The organism is Afipia massiliensis (assembly GCF_014203115.1).
Taxonomy (GTDB): domain Bacteria; phylum Pseudomonadota; class Alphaproteobacteria; order Rhizobiales; family Xanthobacteraceae; genus Afipia; species Afipia massiliensis.
The window spans coordinates 138,633-158,002 of the sequence record NZ_JACHIJ010000008.1; the positions used below are offsets into that span (position 1 = coordinate 138,633).

Below are 19,370 nucleotides of genomic sequence, written 5' to 3' on the forward strand. Positions count from 1 at the left end.
TCACGGACACGGCAACGGCAAGCGCGGGCACATGAGTTTCATCAGCGGCGTCGGACTGACGGCTTTCGGCAAGCATGAGGGCCGTTCGACACTCGATCTCATGAGCCAGGCGGCTGAGAGCGCGCTGTCGGATGCGGGCCTCAGGCGGGGCGACATCGACGGTCTGCTGACCGGTTATTCCACCACCATGCCGCACCTGATGCTGGCGACCGTGTTCGCCGAACATTTCGGCGTGCGGCCGTCTTATGCCCACGCCATTCAGGTCGGCGGCGCGACGGGACTTGCGATGGTGATGCTGGCGCATGAACTGGTCGAGGCCGGGGTCGCGAAAGCCATTCTCGTGGTCGCGGGCGAGAACCGCCTCACCGGGCAGGCGCGCGACTCGGCGATGAGCACGCTGGCGCAGGTCGGCCACCCCGACTACGAAGTGCCGCTCGGCCCGACCATTCCGGCCTACTACGGACTGCTCGCGTCGCGTTACATGCACGATTACGGCCTGACGCAGGAGGACATGGCGGAGTTCGCGGTCTTGATGCGCAATCACGCCATGCTGCATCCCGGCGCGCAATTCCGCGATCCGATTACGGTCGCCGACGTGATGGCGTCGCGCGAGATTTCGTCGCCGCTGAAGCTGCTGGATTGCTGCCCGGTGTCGGACGGCGGCGCGGCCTTTATCATCAGCCGCGAGCCGACCAGCGACCATCATGTGCGCGTGATGGGTTGCGGGCAGGCGCATCTGCATCAACATGTGACGGCGGCGCGCAGTCTCTCCGACGTCGGCGCGGCGGTTGCAATGTCACGCGCGCGGGAGAAGGCAGGCATCGATCCGCGCAGCATCAAGTACGCCGGAATCTATGACAGCTTCACCATTACGCTCGCGATCCTGATCGAGGAGCTTGGCCTCGCCGCGCGCGGAGAGGCTGCAGCCCGTGTGCGCAACGGCGATTTCGGCATCGGCGGTGCGCTTCCGCTCAACACCCATGGCGGGCTGTTGAGCTACGGCCATTGCGGCTGTGGCGGCGCGATGGCGCATCTGGTCGAGACGCAATTGCAGATGACGGGCCGGGCAGGGCCGCGGCAGGTGCGCGACGCGTCACTGGCGCTGCTGCACGGCGACGGCGGTGTGATGTCGTCCCATGTCAGCATGTTTCTGGAGCGGGTGCGATGAGCGAAGCGACCGACCTGAAAGGCTGGACCGACGGCGCCGACGCGATTCTGTATCAGTCATGCGGGGCGTGCCGTCATCTCTGGTACTTCCGTCGCGCGTTTTGTCCATCCTGCGGCGATGCTTCGCCGCAGACTCACAAGGCGAGCGGTAACGGAGTGGTGTATTCCGCGACAGTGGTGCGCCGCGCGGCGACGCCCGAGGCCAAGGCGCATGTGCCGTATGCGATCCTGCTGGTCGATATGGCGGAGGGCTTTCGCATGATGGCGCATGGCGACAGCGATTTGCGCATCGGAGACAGTGTCGCTGCGGAATTCAGGCCGTTTACTGGGCTGCGCACGCCGTATTTCGTCAAGGCGTGAACGAAATTGTGAGCGTGCGGCGTGTCGCCGCGTGGACATTGCCGGATTTTCATTCTCACGGTCCGAAAATTTGCCGCAATTATTGCCCAAAACATCATCAGCGGATTTCGCCCCTGAGTCCGCATTGCTCGAACGCGGGAGGATCGCATGGATTTGAAGTTTGCGTTTATCGCGACCCCGCGAGTCCTGCGCGTACGCGCCTCGGCATCCGGATACCCCCTCGGTTAACCCCGCGGTCCTCCGCGTAAGGTTGCCGGCTGCCATCGGTTCTCCGATGGCCAGTCCGAGGTCGTCCGGTTTGCGTTGTCGCGGACCCTGCTGACCAAATTCCACAACCTGATTCTTTACACGTGACGATTGTGCGCGGCGTTGCCGCTGCATCGTCCATTATTCCTGGAGTCGGCTTGCGCCTGCGCAGCCGAAACATGTCATGACTCACTCTTGTAACAAAAAACCATCCGCCCTTCGTGCGGTGCTTCCGTTTGTCTTCCGTCACTGGCGCAATCAGCCGGTGCGGCTTTTCGTGGTCGCCGGCGGCCTGATCGGCGTGGCGGCGGCGGACGTGTTCATGCCGCTGTTCGCCGGACGGCTGGTGGACGCCGTAACACTTGCGGCGACCGATCCGGCCGCCGCGCAGCGCGGCGCCACGATTGCGTTTGGCGCGATCGTTGCGCTCGGCGTTTTGGCGCTGGTGCTGCGTCTGATCGGACTGAAAGCCATTCTGCCGTTCACGCTGCGCATCATGTCGGATGTGGCGCAGAACGCCTTCGTGCGAATCCAGCGCTTCTCCACGGACTGGCACGCCAACAGTTTCGCGGGCTCGACCGTGCGCAAGATCACGCGCGGCATGTGGGCGCTCGACCTGATGAACGATACCATCCTGATGGCGCTGATACCGTCGCTGGTGGTGTTAGTCGGCTCGACCATTCTGGTCGGCTGGCACTGGCCGGTGCTCGGTGCGGTGATCGCGGTCATCACGGTCGTCTATGTCGGCATGACCGTCGCGCTGACGGCGAACTACATCGCGCCTGCCGCACAACTGTCGAACGCGCTCGACACCAAAGTGGGCGGTACGCTGGCCGATGCCTTGACGTGCAACGCGGTGGTGAAGTCGTTCGGCGCGGAGAACCGTGAAGATGCGCGGCTTGCCGGCGTGGTCAGCAAGTGGCGCCGGCGCGCGGGCCGCACCTGGCTGCGTTACACCTATGTCGGCATCGCGCAGAACGCGGTGCTGGTCGTGATGAGCGCCTGCGTGATCGGCGGCGTGCTTCTGCTGTGGATGGCGGGCCGTGCAACGCCGGGCGAGGTGACCTACGTGGTGACGACCTATTTCGTCATCCACGGTTATCTCGGCGACATCGGCCAGCACATCAGCCACCTGCAGCGTTCGGTGAACGACATGGAGGAACTGGTCGCGATCCACGACGAGGCCATCGGCATTGCCGATGCGCCGGATGCTGTGCCGATGAAGGTCACGGGCGGCGGCATCGTGTTCGACGATGTGACGTTCCACTATCGCGGGCACGACACGCCGCTGTACGACCGGCTTGCGGTCAACATCAAGCCCGGCGAGCGCGTCGGTCTGGTCGGCCGCTCGGGCTCCGGCAAGACGACGTTCGTCAAGCTGGTGCAGCGGCTGTATGACGCGACCGGCGGACGCGTGCTGATCGACGGTCAGGATGTCGCGAAGGCGACGCAGCAATCGCTGCGGAGCCAGATCGCCATCGTGCAGCAGGAGCCGACCCTGTTTCACCGTTCGCTGGCCGAGAACATCGGCTACGCACGGCCGGGCGCGACCATGGCGCAGATCGAGGAAGCGGCGCGGCTTGCCAACGCGCATGACTTCATCATGCGGCTGCCGAAGCGTTACGAAACGCTGGTGGGCGAGCGCGGCGTGAAACTGTCGGGGGGCGAACGTCAGCGCGTGGCGCTGGCGCGTGCCTTCCTTGCCGACGCGCCGATCCTGATTCTGGACGAGGCCACCTCAAGCCTCGACTCGGAATCGGAGGCCTTGATTCAGGAGGCGATGGACCGCCTGATCCAGGGCCGCACCGCGATCGTGATCGCGCACCGGCTCTCCACGGTGCGCAGCCTCGACCGGATCATCGTGTTCGACCGGGGCCGGATCGCCGAGGAGGGGACGCATGCCTCGCTCGCCAAGCGTCCCGGCGGTATCTACCGCTCGTTGTTCGAACGGCAGGTGCTTGAACTCGACCGCATGTCGGCGGCTGAGTAAGCGATACGGCGGCGATCTTCGGGATCAGCGCAGGTTGACCGTCTTGCGGTTGACCGCGCGGGTGTCCTGAAAGTCGCCGCCGTCAATCAACGGAACGAGATGCGGCGCGACCGTGTAAACGGCGTAGCCGCTTCTCGATCGTTTTGCCTGATAGAGCGCCTCGTCGGCGCGGATGAGCAGATCATCCGGCGTCAGTTGTTCGTCGGTCAGAATCGCGATGCCGACGCTGGTGCCGATCTCGATGGTGTAGCCGTTGATGTTGTAATAGCTGCTGACGTCTTCCACGATGCGGGATGCCAGCCCGGTCGCCTGTTCGCGCTCCGCCACGCCGGTCTGCACCAGAATGAACTCGTCGCCGCCCAACCGCACCAGCAAATCGCTTGCCCTCGTGAGGCACGTCAGCCGCCGTGCCACCTCCTTCAGGATCGCGTCGCCGGCCGGATGGCCGTAAAGATCGTTCGCCGCCTTGAAATGATCGAGATCGAGGCTGTGCACCGCGAGGCCGTAGCCGTTGCGCTGTGCATCGGCGATGATGGTCTCCAGATTTTCGTTGAGCCCGAGCCGGTTCGACAGGCCGGTCAGCGCGTCGCGTTGTGCAAGGCCCGCGAACCTGCGTTTGAGCGTGAGCTGGCTGACGATGGTCTCGTAGGCGTGCTGGATAACGTCCATCGCACCGAACAGAAAGATGATCGTTGCCAGTGCTAGACAGATGTAGATCACTCCACCGTGGATGATGCAGGCGATCGCCGGCGGAATGGAAACAATCAGGACACTTGTAAACGCAAGGCGGGGCCGATAGGCGACACGCGTGATGGTGCCGGCCGCGTAAGTGGACAATACGCCGACGATCAGCATGTGGACCGTCGGGTCCGGCAGCATATAGCAGCGCACGCCGAGCGCGCTGACGACCATGGCCGTTGCGATGCTTCGTACTGCAAACCGCGTTTCCCACACGATGGCGGTTGCACGTGTGAGAGGTTCTGCCGTCAACTCGCGGCGATAGCGGCGGATCATCAGAATTCGTTCGGCCGAGATTAGCAGGCCGATGATGGTCAGCGACAGTACATACGGATCGCCGGTCTGCGCCACGATGGCCCAGCCGACCACGCACTGGCTGATAGCAAAGACGATAATCAGCGGCGTGGCGCTGAACAGGTTGCCGATCAGTTCGACATAGATGCTCTCCGGGAGGCGGCGCTCGCGGAACAACTGCAGCGGTGAAAAATTCATTCGATCCGCGATTCATCAAGTGCCCAGCGTTCATGGGCTGATCGTCGGTTCCTAACGGTGTCAGGTAAAATGAAGGGTCCACGGAAGGTTCAAAGTTGAGGGAACTGGAACCTGCCTGCGGCGGGATGGGAAGGGAATCCCGCAACTCACCGCGGCGGAGCCATGCATCCTGCACTATGAGGTCCGCTTCGGGAGCAACGCCGGGTGTGAACCGCTTCACACCGCGGATGCGGTCTCAGGGTCACCTTGGGGTTGTGATTGCATTCAACACGAGCCCGACGGCGCAATTTCTGTCTCCGCAACAGGAGATTCGTGCTTAGGTTCCCGCATAAGGCCACTTGCTGCATTCAATCTCGAAATTGGAATTGCCGTTTCCTGGTGTTCTCAGATCAGGTGCAAGGAGGCATTGTCATGAACAAGGTGAGCAAGGCGCTTCGCTGTTTGGCGAGCGCTATTTTCATCAGCGCGATGTGTGTGGGGAGCGTTGCGGCGCAGCCGGCGGGCGCGGGCTGCGTGCTGGACCAGGCGGCCTTTGCCGGGCGACAGGTTCTGCGCTGCGCCGGAGGCCTGACCATTACCGCGGAGAGCGGTGCTCAGTACTCACTCCTCGATCGCGACGGGAACGGAAAAGCTGATGCGGCCCGCCTGAGCAGCCGCGCGTTGCTGATTGATGCGCCCAAGGGCAGTCTCGGCAAGGCCGGTTTTCAGGTCCTGACGCCGCAAGCCATCGCGGCGGTGCGCGGCACGAAATGGGCGGTGGATGCAGACGGAAGCAAGACATCCGTATTCGTCGCGCAGGGGCGCGTCTCGGTGCGGCGGCCGGAGTCCGGGCGCGGCGTCACGCTCGGCGCCGGTGACGGAGTCGATGTAGAAGCCGGCACAGGTGTGCTGACCGTCAAGCGCTGGGCGCCCGCGCGTGTTCAGGCACTCATGGCGCGCTTCGGACAATAAACGCCGATGAAGCGACTGCGGCTCCCGACCTTGGCGGCACTCGCTCTCGCGGGGCTGTGGGGACTCGGACTTGGTCTTGTTCATTTGCGCGGCGACGCATGGTTCCTTGATCGTTTCGAAGCGACGATGACCGATCTTCGAACGCTGGTTCGTGGAAAGATCAACCCGCCCGATCTGGTGAAGATCGTGGCCATCGACGATGACGTGGTGCGGAACGAGGGCGGCTATCCTCTCCCGCGCGCCGCCTTGGCGAGAATCGTCGATGGGCTTGCGCGCTTCAAACCCAAGGTCATCGTAATCGATCTGCTTCTTGTCGATCCGGGACCCGAGAACGGCGATCAGGCGCTGGAGCAGGCGCTCGAGCAAAGCCCGAGCGTGATCGCAGCCGCCGCGGTCTTTGCACAGGGCAAGCAGTGGATTGCATCCGGGGATGACAGCCCGCTTGCAGGTGTGCCGAGCGCCGACCGGTTCCTGTTGCCGCTGCAGCGGTTCGCGGATCGCGCGGCGGTCGGCGTGGTCAATGTCGCGACGGATCAGGGTGGAACGCCGCGTTTCTTTCCCATGCTTTTCAGGCAGGGCAATCGCATTGAAGCGTCGCTGCCGTTGCGCGTCGCGGCTGTCGCCGCTGCGGAGAATCCCGGTGTGGAGCCGGACCGCCTGACGCTTGCGGGCAAGTCGATCCCGACAGACATCAGCCACGGTCTTCCGCTGAGCTTCTATGGTCCTCGCGGCACCATCCCGACGTTCAGCGCCGCTTCTGTGCTGAACGGACAGATCGACAGCAAGACGATCCGCGACCGGGTTGTGGTGATCGGTGCAACCGTCACCGGCGGCGGCGACGTTTTCCCGACTCCCTTCGATTCCGTGCTGCCGGGCGTCGAAGTCATTGCCACCGCCATTACGCATTTGATCGCCGGCGACGGAATAGTCCGTGACCGGAACGTGCGGCTTGCCGATGTCGGCTTTGCAGTCGTGCTGCCCATGGTTCTGGTCGGCCTTCTGGCGTGGCGTCGCAGCGTCGTCGCGCTGATCTTGATCGTGGTCGTTTTTCTGGCCTGGCTTGGATTGAACGTCGCCGCGTTTTCGTACGGGGTCTGGCTGAGCGCCGCGCTGCCGATGGTTGCAGCAATTCCGCCAGTCATGCTGTTCGGCGCTTTGCAACTTCTGCAAGGACGACGGCGTGCGCAGTACTTTGCGATGAGGAACAGCCTCCTTCAGCAATTTCAGGCCCCGGTGGTGCGAGATTGGCTGACCCGTCATCCCGATTTTCTCTCGGAGCCCGTCCACCAGAATGCAGCGATCGTGTTCATCGATTTGTCCGGCTTCACGGCGCTGAGCGAGACCATGGACGCGGACGAGATCCGCGAACTGCTGAAGTCGTTTCATGCCTTGATCGACAAGGAAGTCGTCACAGCCGGCGGCGTGATCACGAGTTTCATGGGCGACGGCGCGATGATCCTGTTCGGTCTGCCCGAGCCCGGGCCGGGCGATTCCGCCAATGCAGTGCGTTGCTGCGTCAATCTGTGCACCGGCACTCAAACATGGCTAGCGTCGCTGCCGCCGCCGATCGCGGCGCGGCTTGGATTCAAGATTGGCGCGCATTTCGGGATGATCGTTGCGTCCCGATTGGGCGGCAGAAGCTATCAGCACATCACGGCGACCGGCGACACCGTCAATGTCGCGAGCCGCTTGATGGAAGTCGCGGCGCGGCAAGGCGCCGAGCTTGCAATGAGCGCGGAAATGTTCCGTGCGGCCGGTGCCGACAACGCGCTGTCGGCGTCGGGTGTTCTCAGTGGACCTGTGGACACCAGGATCAGAGGGCGATCAGGCTCGCTGACGATCTGGCTCTGGAAAAGTGCCGCGCATTCTTTGCCGGATGACGCGCAGATAACGCAATCGGCCAGTCTCTAAGCAGGATTGCAGGGCGCGCGCTTCAACGCGCCTACTTGGGAAGGACAAAGGTCTGGCCCGGATAAATGAGATCTGGATCTCGGATCTGGTCCCGGTTCGCTTTTAAAACGAGCGGGTATCGCATGCCCGTGCCGTAGGTGGCGCGGCTGATGCGCCAGAGGCTGTCGCCGCGCGATACGACGACGGCGGAGCGTGGGCCTCTGTCTGACGGAACGGACGCTTGAGAAGACCCGGCGGCTTGATCCGGCACGGAACGGTTCGCCATTGCCGTCTCCGGAACATTCGTCGGTGCTCCGGCGCGCGATTGAGCCGCGGCTCCGAAACTCGACTCCGCCGCGTCTATCACGACCGCCACGCTCTGCTGTGATGTCGCCTGCTTGCCGTCCGGTTGTCTGGACCTCAACGTCAACTCGTAACTCCCGCCGGGAAGCGGAGGAGGGGCCATGACGAACTGTCCGGATTGATCTGCAACCACCCGATCATGGGGCTCGCCGTTGCGCAACAGTTCCACGATCGCGCCGGGAGCGGCCCTGCCGGCGATGACCGCGTCCCCCGTTCGCGCAATGCGGGCAATGTCGAAGGCGGGCGCGGATTTATCTGCGTCCGGCGGGCGGGGCGGTTCGGCGAGCGCGCCCGTCACGGCGTTTGCTTCAGCTTGTGCCGTTGCGAGCGCCGCCGAACCCTCATCTCGCGCGACCGGTGCGGGTGGCGCAATCGCCGGCGCGGCGATGACATTTCTGGTTTCAACTTTGGCTTCAACCGGCGGCTCGCGCTGTGTGTGTCTGATGCCGACGACAAGCGCGGCACCGCATACTGCAACAAGCGCCAGAGACAGAAAAATCACCCGGCCCATCGATGTGGCTGTCATGGTACGCGCCCCTTTGCCAGATCGTGACTCGTCGGCCCCTCGGCAAGCTTGCGCCGATTTATTCCGGTCATCAAGTCCGCAGCTATTCGGTCAGCGGCGCGAACTGTCACGAAATGGCGAGGGGTCCGGCGTGTTAGCGCCGAACCCCTCATTCTCGATCAGCCAGCCTGTAAGCCGGGTTCTGTAGGGCCTGAATGGTTTGCACCACGCAGACGTGACGGCCATTCCTCTGGGACGCAAGTTGCCTTGCGCCTCAAGCAACCTACCCGGACAGCGGGCCTGACATCGCCCCGCGGAGTTATCGCTCGAGAGCGAACTGTCCGCTATGCCGTCCCTATTCGGTTTTGCTCCCGGTGGGGTTTGCCATGCCATCTCCGTTGCCGGAGATGCGGTGCGCTCTTACCGCACCTTTTCACCCTTACCTGATCCGAAGATCAGGCGGTTCGTTCTCTGTGGCACTTTCCCTGGGGTCGCCCCCGCCGGTTGTTATCCGGCACCGTATGTCGATGGAGCCCGGACTTTCCTCCCCGGCGACCTTTCGATCGTTGCCGGAGCGGCCGTCCGGCCGACTGACGCCGCAGTGATGGGCGTGCGGGCGCAGGAGGTCAAGAGGTGAGGAGTGCTTCTTTCGGCATCAGCGCGAGCAGATCGTTCAACGTGGTCAATGTCGAGGTGTCGGCAATGCCGTCTACGCGCTCGGGCCGGAAGTGCCGCTGGAAGGCGGCGACCACATCCATGGTGTTGGCGTCGTAGAGTCCGTTCAGCGGCACGCCGTAACCGAAGCTCGCCAGCAGCTTTTGCAGGGCAAGGACATCGTCGCCGGATGCGCCGAGCATGGTCTTCACGCCGCGAACGATCGGCGCCGGTTCGACCCACAGGCCGACGCCGGAATCCGCCAGCAGCCGCCACGGGAATTTCTCGCCGGGGTCTTTCTTGCGGCCGGGCGCGACATCCGAATGTCCGAGAATGCGATGCTTTGGAATCTCGCGGCGGATCATGATGCCCTTGCACAGCGCGATCACGGCCGCGGTCTGGCGCAGCGGGAAATCAGTGTAGCCGAGATCATGGCCGGGGTTGACCACCTCGATGCCAATGGAAACGGAGTTGATGTCGGTCTCGTTGCCCCAGGAGGACGCGCCTGCATGCCACGCGCGATCCGCTTCGCGCACGCACTGCACGATGTTGCCGTCCTCGAGCACGACATAATGCGCGGAGACCTCGGTGCCCGTTGTGCACAGCCGAACGATCGCGCTCGCCGGATCGGCCATCCCGGTGTAGTGCAGCACGATCATGTTCGGCGACAGCACGCCCTTGCGGTCGCCATAGTTCGGCGACGGCGTGACGTTCGAGACGACGGACGAATCCGGCACGAAGTTCGGCATTTCAGCAGTATCCCCCAGGTGGAAAATTGGGACGCTGACGCTTCGAACCAAATCCAGCAGACTCAAATGATCCTCGCGGCATACAGGTACTCGAAACAGGGCGAGAGAAGGGCGGTAGCCAGCTAGTGATAGAGTAGTGCACCATCGGTGCAATCCGGGCGGGTTCCATCGCCGGTCCTTGCCCCCAGAACATTGCGCATGGCCGGGTTGCTGACCGGCGACGCTGAAGACACCTTCTTTAAAGGCGATCTTCCGCGTCAACCATTCCTTAACGATAACTGCCGCTACTGAAGGATGTGGAGTCGCGCCGAATGGGGGCGACTGTGGTCTTTAGATGCGCAAAAAGCCCCGCGAAAAGCTCGATGGCTGGCCAGAAAATCCCATGCGGAACCTCGAATTTGCGGCGCGTCATCGCCAGCGCCTCCGCGTTCAGGTCGATCTGGGCGCCGGAACGGGCCAATCTCGGGTTGTTCGGGCGGGATCTCGCGGATCGGCCCGGATATTCAGGCCGCCATGCGGCCGTCTTTCACCGGCAGGCGTTTGAAATGTCGCCCGACGATGCACCTGTTCGCCATGTTCCGGTTCTCGGCCGCGAAGCCGTCGAGGCGCTCGCGCCGCATGACGGCGGCGTCTACGTCGATGCCACCTTCGGCGCCGGCGGCTACAGCCGCGCGATCCTGAAAGTTCCCGGCACGCGCGTGATCGGCATCGACCGCGACCGCACCGCCATTGCGGGTGGCTTCGAGCTTGTGGAGTCGTCCGCTGGGCGGCTGACGCTGGTCGAGGATCGCTTTTCCAATCTGGCCGACGTCTGCGCGGGGCAAGGCTTCAGCGCGGTCGACGGCATCGTGATGGATGTGGGCGTCTCGTCGATGCAACTCGATCAGTCCGAGCGCGGCTTCTCGTTCCGCTTCAACGGCCCGCTCGACATGCGGATGGGCCACGACGGACCGACCGTGGCCGATGTTGTGGCGAAGGCATCCGAAACCGATCTCGCCAACATCATCTACATCTTCGGCGAAGAGCGTCATTCCCGCGGTGTCGCCCGCGCCATCGTCGCGGCAAGGAAGGAAGCGCCGATCACCACGACGCGTGCGCTGGCTGATATCGTCTCGCGCGTGGTGCGCTCCAAGCCGAACGAAATTCATCCGGCCACCCGCACGTTCCAGGCGCTGCGGATCTTCGTCAACGAAGAGCTGGACGAACTGCATGCAGCGCTTGTGGTGGCCGAAAAGACATTGAAACCCGGCGGACGCCTCGCGGTGGTGTCGTTCCACTCGCTCGAGGACCGCATCGTCAAGAATTTCCTCAACGAGCGCGGCAAGCGCGGCGGCGGGTCGCGGCATCTGCCGGACGTCAAGCAGGCGCTGCCGAGCTTCGAGATTCTCACCAAGCGCCCCGTCGTGGCCGGTGACGACGAGGTCGCGGCCAATCCGCGCGCGCGTTCGGCGAAACTGCGGGCCGCGGCGCGCACCGATGCGCCTGCGCAGTCCGAAACTGCATCGTTCGACTGGCCGCAACTGGCCGACGTGATGAGGGGAGGCTGACATGCGCTTTGTCCACCTCTTCGTCATCTGCGCGCTGGTCTTCGCCGCGGCCTATGTCTACCGGATTAAGATGGAATCGACCGTGCGGACCGAACGCGTTCTGAAACTGCGCGCCGATATCCGCCAGCAGCGCGATTCGATTGCGAGCCTGAAGGCGGAATGGGCCAAGCTGGAATCGCCGAAGCGGTTGCAGGAACTGGCTTCGCGCCACCTTTCGCTGCGCCCGATCGAAGCGATCCAATACGATTCGCTGAAGAATCTGCCGCCGCGTCCGCCGAGCTTCGTCAAGCCGGGGGATCCCGACCCGATCGGCACGATCATCGAAAGCGTCGATCTGGAGGCGCTTGCCGCCGCCGCGTCGCAGGATGAAACGCTCACCGGCTCGATTCCCCAGCCGGAGGGCGCGCAATGACAGATCAAGCGCCTAACACCAAGCGACCTGCAGAACCCTGGCGCCAGCGGCTGATCCGCACGCTACTCTATGGGCGCAATGTCGATCGCTCGGCCAAGGCACGCGCGCGCGTCGGCCTTGCGATTATCGCGTTCTCGTTGGTCTATGCCGTGATCGCTGGCCGCCTCGTGATGTTTGCGGTCGGCGGCGACGGCCACGGCACGCGGCGCACGGCGTCGCAGGATGCCATCGCCACCGCCCGGCCCGACATTCTGGACCGCAACGGAATGATCCTGGCCACCGACGTCAAGACGCCGTCGCTGTTCGGCGAGCCTCGCCGCATCATCGACAAGGACGAGGCTATCGAGCTGCTGACCGCGACACTCCCGGATGTCGATGCGGGCGAGGTGCGCGACCGGCTGTCGTCGCGCAAGGGCTTCGTCTGGCTGAAGCGCGAAATCACGGCGCAGCAGCAGAAAGACATCTATCGCCTCGGCATTCCCGGCATCGGTTTCCTGCGCGAGAACAAGCGCGTCTATCCGAGCGGCCCCATCGTGTCGCATCTGATCGGCCACGTGAACATCGACAACCAGGGCATCGCGGGCATCGAGAAGTGGCTCGATTCGAACGGGCTTGCCGATCTGCATCGCGCCGGATTCGCGACCGACCGGCAGCAGGAGCCGGTTCAGCTTGCGGTCGATCTGCGCGTCGAACATGCGCTGCGCGATGAACTGCTGAAGGCCAAGGACAAGTACTCGGCGAAGGCGGCCGCGGGTCTGGTCTCGAACGTGAACACCGGTGAGATCATCGCCATGGTCTCGGTGCCCGACTACGATCCGAACAACCCGCGCGAAGCCAACGACCCGACCCGCATCAATCGCCTGACCACCGGCGTGTTTGAAATGGGATCGACGTTCAAATCGCTGACGCTCGCCATGGCGCTTGATTCCGGCCGCGCCACCATCAACACACTCTACGATGCGCGCGCACCGCTGGTGTACGGCAAGTTCAGGATCAACGACACCCACAATCTCGGGCGCTCGGTTCCGATGTGGGAGGTGTTCACCGAATCCTCCAACGTCGCCTCCGCACGCATCGCGCTGTCGATGGGGGTCGAAGCGCATAAGGCGTTTCTGCGCAAACTTGGCCAGCTCTCGCGGCTGCGCACCGAATTGCCGGAGAGCGCCGAGCCGCTGGTGCCGAAGCGCTGGAGCGAACTGAACACCATTACCATTGCGTTCGGTCACGGTATGGCGGTCGCACCGCTGCAGGCGGTGATGGGCATCAATGCGCTGATCAATGGCGGCCATCTCATTCCGCCGACATTCCTGAAGCGGTCGCGCGAGGATGCGATGCAGGTCGCCAAGCAGGTGGTCAAGCCTGAGACCAGTAACAGCATGCGCTACCTGATGCGGCTGAACGCGGAAAAAGGCACGGCGCGCAAGGCCGACGTCAAGGGTTACTATGTCGGCGGCAAGACCGGCACCTCGGAAAAGGTCGTCAACGGCCGGTATTCCAAGAAGCAGGTGCTGAATTCCTTCACCGCGATCATGCCTGCCGATAATCCGCAGTATCAGCTCCTGATCATGCTGGATGAGCCGAAGGGACTGCCGGAAACCCACGGCTTTATTACTTCGGGCTGGAACGCCGTGCCGACCGGCGGCAAGGTGATCGAGCGGATCGCCCCGCTGCTGGGGATGACGCCGCGGTTCGATTTGCCGCCGTCCGAGCGCCTTATTCTTGCGGCATCGAAGGAAAGCCGGTAACCGCACGGCTGCGCGTATTCCGCAAAAGTGGGCACCGGTTTTGCGGCTAGAACACGCGCATGCTTAGATGTACCGGGGTGAAATGAAACTACGCGACCTTTTCAGCGGGGACGCCGTGATCGGCGCGCAACATGCCGATGTTGCGGTCGCTGGCCTCGCCGTGGACAGCCGTGTGGTGAAGCCGGGCGACGTGTTTTTCGCGCTGGCCGGGGTCAAGACCGACGGCGCGCGCTTCATCGATCAGGCGATTGCCTCCGGCGCCGCTGCGGTCGTCAGCGACCGCATTCCCGAAAACGACAATCGCGTTCCGTTCATCGCGGTGCCGAACCCGCGCCGCGCGCTGGCGCTCGCTGCCGCGCGGTTTTATTCACGCCAGCCCGCCACCATCGCCGCCGTCACCGGCACCAGCGGCAAGACTTCGGTTGCGGTGTTCACGCGGCAGATCTGGCAGCGCCTTGGTTATGCGGCCGCGAGCATCGGCACCATCGGACTGGTTTCGCCGAGGCGCACCGTCTACGGCTCGCTGACCACGCCCGATCCGATTGCGCTGCATCGCTCGCTCGACGAGATCGCGGGCGAGGGCGTGACACATCTGGCATTCGAGGCGTCGTCGCATGGCCTCGATCAGCATCGGCTCGATGGCGTGCGCGTCAGCGCCGGTGGGTTCACCAACCTGTCGCGCGACCACATGGATTACCATCCGACGGTCGAGCACTATCTCGCGGCCAAGCTGCGGCTGTTCACTGACTTGATCGTCGATGGCGGCGCTGCGGTGATCGCCGCCGATCACGAACACTCGCAGGCGGTGATCGAAGCCGCGCGCATCCGCAAGCTGCGGATTGTGACGGTCGGCCGCAACGGCGAAGGCATCGCGCTCGTCGATGCTGCCGTGGACGGGTTCGCGCAGAAGTTGACTCTTGAATATGAGGGCAAGCGCTATCAGGTGCGGCTGCCGCTGGTGGGCGAATTCCAGATCGAAAATGCGCTGGTCGCAGCTGGACTTGTAATTTCCACAGGCGGCGATGTGGCGCGTGCCTTCGCCGCGCTCGAACATCTCGAAGGCGCGCCGGGCCGGCTCGAACTGGTCGGCGAGCGAAATGGCGCACCGGTGTTCGTGGACTACGCGCACAAGCCCGATGCGCTGGCGAAGGCGCTGGAAGCGCTGCGGCCTTACACCAAGCGCAAACTCGTCGTGGTGTTCGGCGCGGGCGGTGACCGCGATGCCGGCAAGCGTCCGCTGATGGGCGCGATTGCCGCGGAGAACGCGGACACGGTTATTGTGACCGACGACAACCCGCGGTCGGAAAACCCGGCGTCAATCCGCGCCGCCATCATGGCGGCTGCAAAGGGCGCCACAGATATCGCGGATCGTGCCGAAGCGATTCGTGCCGCCATTGCGGGTTTGCAGAAAGGCGATGCGCTGCTGATCGCAGGCAAGGGCCACGAAACCGGACAGATTGTGGGAGATAAAGTGTTGCCGTTCAGCGATCACGAAGCCGCCGTTGCGGCCCTAGCGGAGCATGCGGCATGAGCACGGCATTGTGGACCAGTGCGGCGATGGCGGAGGCGATGCGTGCCGCAAGGCGCGGCACGCTGCCGGACGATGTCATCGGCATTTCCATTGACAGCCGCACCCTAACGCCGGGCGAGGCCTATTTCGCGATCAAGGGCGACGTTCACGACGGCCACGATTTCGTCGAGGCCGCGCTGAACAACGGCGCCGCGCTCGCCGTTGTCGCGAAAACCCACGCGGACAAATTCGCGTCCGACGCGCGGCTGCTGGTGGTCGATGATGTGCTCGCAGGTCTTGTCGATCTCGGGCGGGCGTCGCGGGCGCGTCTCGGCGCAAAGGTGATCGCGGTGACAGGGTCGGTCGGCAAGACGTCGACCAAGGAAGCGCTGCGCGCGGTGCTCGGCGGTCAGGGCGAGACCCATGCGTCGGTCGCCTCGTTCAACAATCACTGGGGCGTGCCGCTGACGCTCGCGCGTTGCCCGGCGACTGTCAGATTCGCGATCTTCGAGATCGGCATGAACCATGCGGGCGAGATTGAGCCGCTGGTGAAAATGGTGCGGCCGCATGTGGCGATCATCACCACGGTCGAGCCGGTGCATCTGGAGTTCTTCTCCGGCATCGAGGCGATTGCCGACGCCAAGGCGGAGATTTTTGCCGGCGTCGAACCCGGCGGCGCGGTGGTGCTCAACCGCGACAACGCGCAGTTTGCCCGCCTGAGCAAGAGCGCCAAAGCACAGAAGATCGAGCGCATCGTCTCGTTCGGCAGTGACGAAAAAGCCGATGCACGGCTGATCGACATGTCACTGCATGCGGCATGTTCGGCGGTGCGCGCAAGCATTCTCGATCAGGACATCACCTACAAGATCGGGATGCCCGGGCGCCACATGGTGATGAACTCGCTCGGGGTACTGGCTGCGGCTTCGCTGGCCGGCGCGGATCTCGCGCTGGCGGCGCTGGCGCTGGCGCAGCTTCAGCCCGCGACGGGGCGCGGCGTGCGGCAGCAACTGGTTTTGAGCGAAGGCACAGCAACGCTGATCGATGAAAGCTACAACGCCAATCCGGCGTCAATGGCGGCAGCTATCACGGTGCTCGGTCAGGCGACTGTCGGTCCGCGCGGGCGGCGCATTGCAGTGCTGGGCGACATGCTGGAACTCGGCGCAACCGGTTCCGATCTGCATCGCGGCCTTGCCGAAGCTATTAAAGCGAACGGGATCGACGCGGTTTTTTGCTGTGGTCCATTGATGCACAACCTGTGGGAAGCCCTTCCTTCGACGAAGAAGGGCGGCTATGCCGATAACTCGGCTGCACTTGAGCCGCAGGTCATTTCTGCTATCGGCGCCGGCGACGCCATTATGGTCAAGGGTTCGCTTGGTTCGCGTATGAAATTGATTGTGACGGCACTGCAAAAGCGCTTTCCGGAAAAAGCCACGCTCGACGGCGTCGCACTATAAGGCAATTGGAAATGTTTTATTGGCTGACTGAATTCGCCGGCACCATCCCCGGCATCAATGTATTCCGCTACATCACGTTCCGCACCGGCGGCGCGATGGTCACCAGCGCGTTGTTCGTTTTCCTGTTCGGGCCGTGGATCATCGATCATCTTCGGCTGGCGCAGGGCAAGGGCCAGCCGATCCGCGCCGACGGTCCGCCGACGCATCTGGTGACCAAGAAGGGCACGCCCACCATGGGCGGCCTGATGATCCTCTCGGGTCTGATCGTCGCCACGCTGCTGTGGGCCAACCTGCGCAACGCCTATGTCTGGATCGTGCTGCTGGTGACGCTCGGCTTCGGCTTCGTCGGCTTCTATGATGACTACCTGAAAGTTTCCAAGCAGACCGACAAGGGATTCTCCGGGCGTTCGCGCCTCGCGGTCGAAGCGCTGATCGCGTTGATCGCCTGCGCCTGCATCGTCTGGTTCGGCCGCAGCGCGTCGGTCACGGCGGTGTCGATCCCCTTCGTCAAGGACTTCATGCTCAACATCGGTTGGTTCTACGTGATGTTCGGCATGTTCATCATCGTCGGCGCCGGTAACGCGGTGAACCTCACAGACGGCCTCGACGGCCTCGCCATCGTGCCGGTGATGATCGCCGCGGCGAGCTTCGGCATGATTGCGTATCTTGTCGGCAACGCGGTGTTCTCGGAATATCTGCAAATCCGCTACGTCCCCGGCACCGGTGAACTCGCGGTGCTGTGCGGCGCGGTGCTCGGCGCTGGTCTGGGATTTCTCTGGTTCAACGCGCCGCCGGCCTCGATCTTCATGGGCGACACCGGATCGCTCGCGCTCGGCGGCATGCTCGGCGCAATCGCGGTTGCTACCAAGCACGAGATCGTACTGGCCGTGATCGGTGGCCTGTTCGTGGTCGAGGCGTTGTCCGTGATCGTGCAGGTCGCATCGTTCAAGCTCACCGGCAAGCGGTTCTTCCGCATGGCGCCGATCCATCATCACTACGAACAGAAGGGCTGGACCGAACCGCAGATCGTGATCCGGTTCTGGATCGTTTCAGTGATGCTGGCACTGGCTGGTCTTTCCACGCTGAAGCTGCGGTGAGCGCGTGACGCCTGTTACTTCCTTCGCGGGCAAGACGGTTGCGGTGTTCGGTCTCGGCGGATCGGGGCTGGCGAGCTGTCATGCGCTCAAGGCCGGCGGCGCGGAAGTCATCGCTAGCGACGATACACCGGCAAAGCTCGCGGAAGCGGCAAGGGCTGGTTTCATCACCGCCGATCTGCGCAGCGTCTCGTGGGCGAATTTCGCAGCACTCGTTCTGACGCCCGGCGTGCCGCTGACCCATCCGCAGCCGCACTGGACCGTGCTGGCCGCGAAGGACGCGGGCGTCGAGGTGATCGGCGACATCGAACTGTTCTGCCGCGAGCGCAAACGTCATGCGCCGGATGCACCGTTCGTTGCCATCACCGGCACCAACGGCAAGTCCACCACCACGGCGCTGGTGGCGCATCTGATGCGCGAGGCCGGTTACGATACGCAGATGGGCGGCAACATCGGCACCGCGATCCTCTCGCTGGAGCCGCCGACGAAAGGCCGCATCCATGTGATCGAGATGTCGTCGTACCAGATCGATCTCACGCCCTCGCTCGATCCGTCCGTCGGCATCCTGCTCAACGTCACGGAAGATCATATCGACCGCCACGGCACCATCGAACACTATGCGGCGGTGAAGGAGCGTCTGGTCGCCGGCGTGCAGCAGAACGGCACCGCCATTATTGGCGTCGATGATCACTGGTGCGCGGCGATCGCTGACCGTGTGGCGCAGGCGGGCAAGAACGTGGTTCGCGTTTCGGTGAAGCATCCCGTAGCCGACGGCATCTGTCTCGAAGGCGACACCATCGTTCGCGTCGATGGCGGGGCGCGAACACGAATTTCCAGCGTGGTGGAGATCGGTTCTCTGCGCGGCCTGCACAATGCGCAGAATGCGGCGTGTGCGTCGACTGCGGTGCTGGCGCTCGGCGTAGGCGCGGACGTGCTGCAGCAGGGATTGCGCAGCTTTCCGGGTCTTGCACACCGCATGGAGCAGATCGGCCGACATGGCCGCGTGCTGTTCATCAACGACTCGAAGGGCACCAACGCCGACGCCGCGGCGCGCGCGCTGTCCTCGTTCAAGGATATTTTCTGGATCGCGGGCGGCAAGCCCAAGACCGGCGGCATCGAATCCCTGCGCGAATTCTTCCCGCGCATCCGCAAGGCCTATCTGATCGGCGAGGCTGCGGAAGAGTTTGCGAAGACGCTCGGCGACGTGCCGCATGAAATCAGCAAGACACTGGAAGACGCCGTGCCGCACGCCACGTGCGACGCCGAGGCGTCCGGCCTGAGCGAACCGGTGGTGCTGTTGTCGCCGGCCTGCGCGTCGTTCGACCAGTTTCCGAATTTCGAGAAGCGCGGCGACCGCTTCCGCGACGTCGCCAACGCGCTGCCGGGTGGCCTGACGCCGCCTTGATTGCTACGCCCCACCTCTCGACATTTTGACGAGATATTTGCGCGTATCTGTCCATCTTTTTCCCGATATTAACCGTCCTGAAACCATGATGCGGGAGT

General features: G+C 63.6%; 15 protein-coding genes and 1 other RNA gene. 12 read left to right on the forward strand and 4 right to left on the reverse strand.

Annotation, left to right across the window (positions count from 1 at the left end; genetic code table 11):
- Positions 1–31 precede the first annotated feature (31 nt).
- The 3 genes from HNQ36_RS23270 (at position 32) to HNQ36_RS23280 (ending at position 3,763) form a co-directional block, all read left to right on the forward strand.
- Complete coding sequence (locus HNQ36_RS23270) at positions 32–1,168, forward strand: thiolase family protein (protein ID WP_184089560.1); 1,137 nt, start codon at positions 32–34, stop codon at positions 1,166–1,168.
- Positions 1,165–1,527, forward strand: a complete 363-nt coding sequence (locus HNQ36_RS23275) for a Zn-ribbon domain-containing OB-fold protein (RefSeq protein ID WP_184089563.1) — start codon at positions 1,165–1,167, stop codon at positions 1,525–1,527. Before HNQ36_RS23270 ends, HNQ36_RS23275 begins: the two co-directional genes overlap by 4 nt.
- 430 nt (positions 1,528–1,957) lie before the next feature.
- Positions 1,958–3,763 carry an ABC transporter ATP-binding protein gene (locus HNQ36_RS23280; protein WP_184089566.1) on the forward strand — a complete coding sequence of 602 codons (1,806 nt, stop codon included), beginning with the start codon at positions 1,958–1,960 and terminating at the stop codon, positions 3,761–3,763.
- Positions 3,764–3,787: 24 nt separating this feature from the next.
- Here the strand turns inward: HNQ36_RS23280 and HNQ36_RS23285 are convergent, their stop codons facing one another.
- Entirely contained in the window at positions 3,788–4,993 is a 1,206-nt protein-coding gene (locus tag HNQ36_RS23285; RefSeq protein ID WP_184089568.1) for a GGDEF domain-containing protein, read from the reverse strand.
- A gap of 411 nt (positions 4,994–5,404) precedes the next feature.
- On the opposite strand from HNQ36_RS23285, the gene HNQ36_RS23290 reads away from it, so the two are divergent.
- Together HNQ36_RS23290 and HNQ36_RS23295 are read left to right on the forward strand one after the other, a co-directional pair.
- Positions 5,405–5,944: a FecR domain-containing protein gene (locus tag HNQ36_RS23290; protein ID WP_184089571.1), complete on the forward strand. Its 540-nt coding sequence runs from the start codon at positions 5,405–5,407 to the stop codon at positions 5,942–5,944.
- Between the two features lie 6 nt (positions 5,945–5,950).
- Complete coding sequence (locus HNQ36_RS23295) at positions 5,951–7,855, forward strand: CHASE2 domain-containing protein (protein WP_184089574.1); 1,905 nt, start codon at positions 5,951–5,953, stop codon at positions 7,853–7,855.
- Positions 7,856–7,886: 31 nt separating this feature from the next.
- Here HNQ36_RS23295 and HNQ36_RS23300 read toward each other — a convergent pair whose 3' ends face one another.
- The 3 genes from HNQ36_RS23300 to HNQ36_RS23310 form a co-directional block, all read right to left on the reverse strand.
- The gene (locus HNQ36_RS23300; protein WP_184089577.1) at positions 7,887–8,723 is read right to left on the reverse strand and encodes a LysM peptidoglycan-binding domain-containing protein; all 837 of its coding nucleotides are present in this window, start codon (positions 8,721–8,723) and stop codon (positions 7,887–7,889) included.
- Positions 8,724–8,877: 154 nt separating this feature from the next.
- Positions 8,878–9,296, reverse strand: an RNA gene (gene rnpB / locus HNQ36_RS23305) — RNase P RNA component class A.
- A 32-nt stretch (positions 9,297–9,328) separates the two neighbouring features.
- The gene (locus tag HNQ36_RS23310; protein ID WP_046827302.1) at positions 9,329–10,105 is read right to left on the reverse strand and encodes an N-acetylmuramoyl-L-alanine amidase; all 777 of its coding nucleotides are present in this window, start codon (positions 10,103–10,105) and stop codon (positions 9,329–9,331) included.
- A 545-nt stretch (positions 10,106–10,650) separates the two neighbouring features.
- Between HNQ36_RS23310 and rsmH the strand changes: the two genes are divergently transcribed.
- The 7 genes from rsmH to murD all read left to right on the forward strand — a co-directional run bounded on the left by rsmH (position 10,651) and on the right by murD (position 19,272).
- Complete coding sequence (rsmH, locus tag HNQ36_RS23315; protein ID WP_184089797.1) at positions 10,651–11,652, forward strand: 16S rRNA (cytosine(1402)-N(4))-methyltransferase RsmH; 1,002 nt, start codon at positions 10,651–10,653, stop codon at positions 11,650–11,652.
- A 1-nt stretch (position 11,653) separates the two neighbouring features.
- Positions 11,654–12,064 (forward strand): cell division protein FtsL, encoded by a 411-nt coding sequence (gene ftsL / locus HNQ36_RS23320; RefSeq protein WP_184089580.1) that lies wholly within the window; start codon positions 11,654–11,656, stop codon positions 12,062–12,064.
- The gene (locus HNQ36_RS23325; RefSeq protein ID WP_184089583.1) at positions 12,061–13,809 is read left to right on the forward strand and encodes a peptidoglycan D,D-transpeptidase FtsI family protein; all 1,749 of its coding nucleotides are present in this window, start codon (positions 12,061–12,063) and stop codon (positions 13,807–13,809) included. The genes ftsL and HNQ36_RS23325 overlap by 4 nt, the downstream gene beginning before the upstream one ends.
- 82 nt (positions 13,810–13,891) lie before the next feature.
- On the forward strand, positions 13,892–15,340 hold the full coding sequence (locus tag HNQ36_RS23330; protein ID WP_184089586.1) for a UDP-N-acetylmuramoyl-L-alanyl-D-glutamate--2,6-diaminopimelate ligase: 1,449 nt from the start codon (positions 13,892–13,894) through the stop codon (positions 15,338–15,340).
- Positions 15,337–16,773 (forward strand): UDP-N-acetylmuramoylalanyl-D-glutamyl-2,6-diaminopimelate--D-alanyl-D-alanine ligase, encoded by a 1,437-nt coding sequence (locus HNQ36_RS23335; RefSeq protein WP_184089589.1) that lies wholly within the window; start codon positions 15,337–15,339, stop codon positions 16,771–16,773. The genes HNQ36_RS23330 and HNQ36_RS23335 overlap by 4 nt, the downstream gene beginning before the upstream one ends.
- An 11-nt stretch (positions 16,774–16,784) precedes the next feature.
- Positions 16,785–17,870 carry a phospho-N-acetylmuramoyl-pentapeptide-transferase gene (gene mraY / locus HNQ36_RS23340; protein WP_184089592.1) on the forward strand — a complete coding sequence of 362 codons (1,086 nt, stop codon included), beginning with the start codon at positions 16,785–16,787 and terminating at the stop codon, positions 17,868–17,870.
- Positions 17,871–17,874: 4 nt separating this feature from the next.
- Positions 17,875–19,272, forward strand: coding sequence for a UDP-N-acetylmuramoyl-L-alanine--D-glutamate ligase (murD, locus tag HNQ36_RS23345; RefSeq protein WP_184089595.1), 1,398 nt, complete (start codon positions 17,875–17,877; stop codon positions 19,270–19,272).
- The last annotated feature ends 98 nt before the right edge of the window (positions 19,273–19,370 follow it).

Coding starts and splice junctions, on each gene's coding strand:
- HNQ36_RS23295 (WP_184089574.1), top strand. CDS start 5,951: ATGAAGCGACTGCGGCTCCCGACCTTGGCGGCACTCGCTCTCGCGGGG.
- HNQ36_RS23285 (WP_184089568.1), bottom strand. CDS start 4,993: ATGAATTTTTCACCGCTGCAGTTGTTCCGCGAGCGCCGCCTCCCGGAG.
- HNQ36_RS23280 (WP_184089566.1), top strand. CDS start 1,958: ATGACTCACTCTTGTAACAAAAAACCATCCGCCCTTCGTGCGGTGCTT.
- HNQ36_RS23335 (WP_184089589.1), top strand. CDS start 15,337: ATGAGCACGGCATTGTGGACCAGTGCGGCGATGGCGGAGGCGATGCGT.
- rsmH (WP_184089797.1), top strand. CDS start 10,651: ATGTCGCCCGACGATGCACCTGTTCGCCATGTTCCGGTTCTCGGCCGC.
- HNQ36_RS23330 (WP_184089586.1), top strand. CDS start 13,892: ATGAAACTACGCGACCTTTTCAGCGGGGACGCCGTGATCGGCGCGCAA.
- HNQ36_RS23270 (WP_184089560.1), top strand. CDS start 32: ATGAGTTTCATCAGCGGCGTCGGACTGACGGCTTTCGGCAAGCATGAG.
- HNQ36_RS23275 (WP_184089563.1), top strand. CDS start 1,165: ATGAGCGAAGCGACCGACCTGAAAGGCTGGACCGACGGCGCCGACGCG.
- HNQ36_RS23290 (WP_184089571.1), top strand. CDS start 5,405: ATGAACAAGGTGAGCAAGGCGCTTCGCTGTTTGGCGAGCGCTATTTTC.
- HNQ36_RS23310 (WP_046827302.1), bottom strand. CDS start 10,105: ATGCCGAACTTCGTGCCGGATTCGTCCGTCGTCTCGAACGTCACGCCG.
- ftsL (WP_184089580.1), top strand. CDS start 11,654: ATGCGCTTTGTCCACCTCTTCGTCATCTGCGCGCTGGTCTTCGCCGCG.
- HNQ36_RS23325 (WP_184089583.1), top strand. CDS start 12,061: ATGACAGATCAAGCGCCTAACACCAAGCGACCTGCAGAACCCTGGCGC.
- mraY (WP_184089592.1), top strand. CDS start 16,785: ATGTTTTATTGGCTGACTGAATTCGCCGGCACCATCCCCGGCATCAAT.
- HNQ36_RS23300 (WP_184089577.1), bottom strand. CDS start 8,723: ATGACAGCCACATCGATGGGCCGGGTGATTTTTCTGTCTCTGGCGCTT.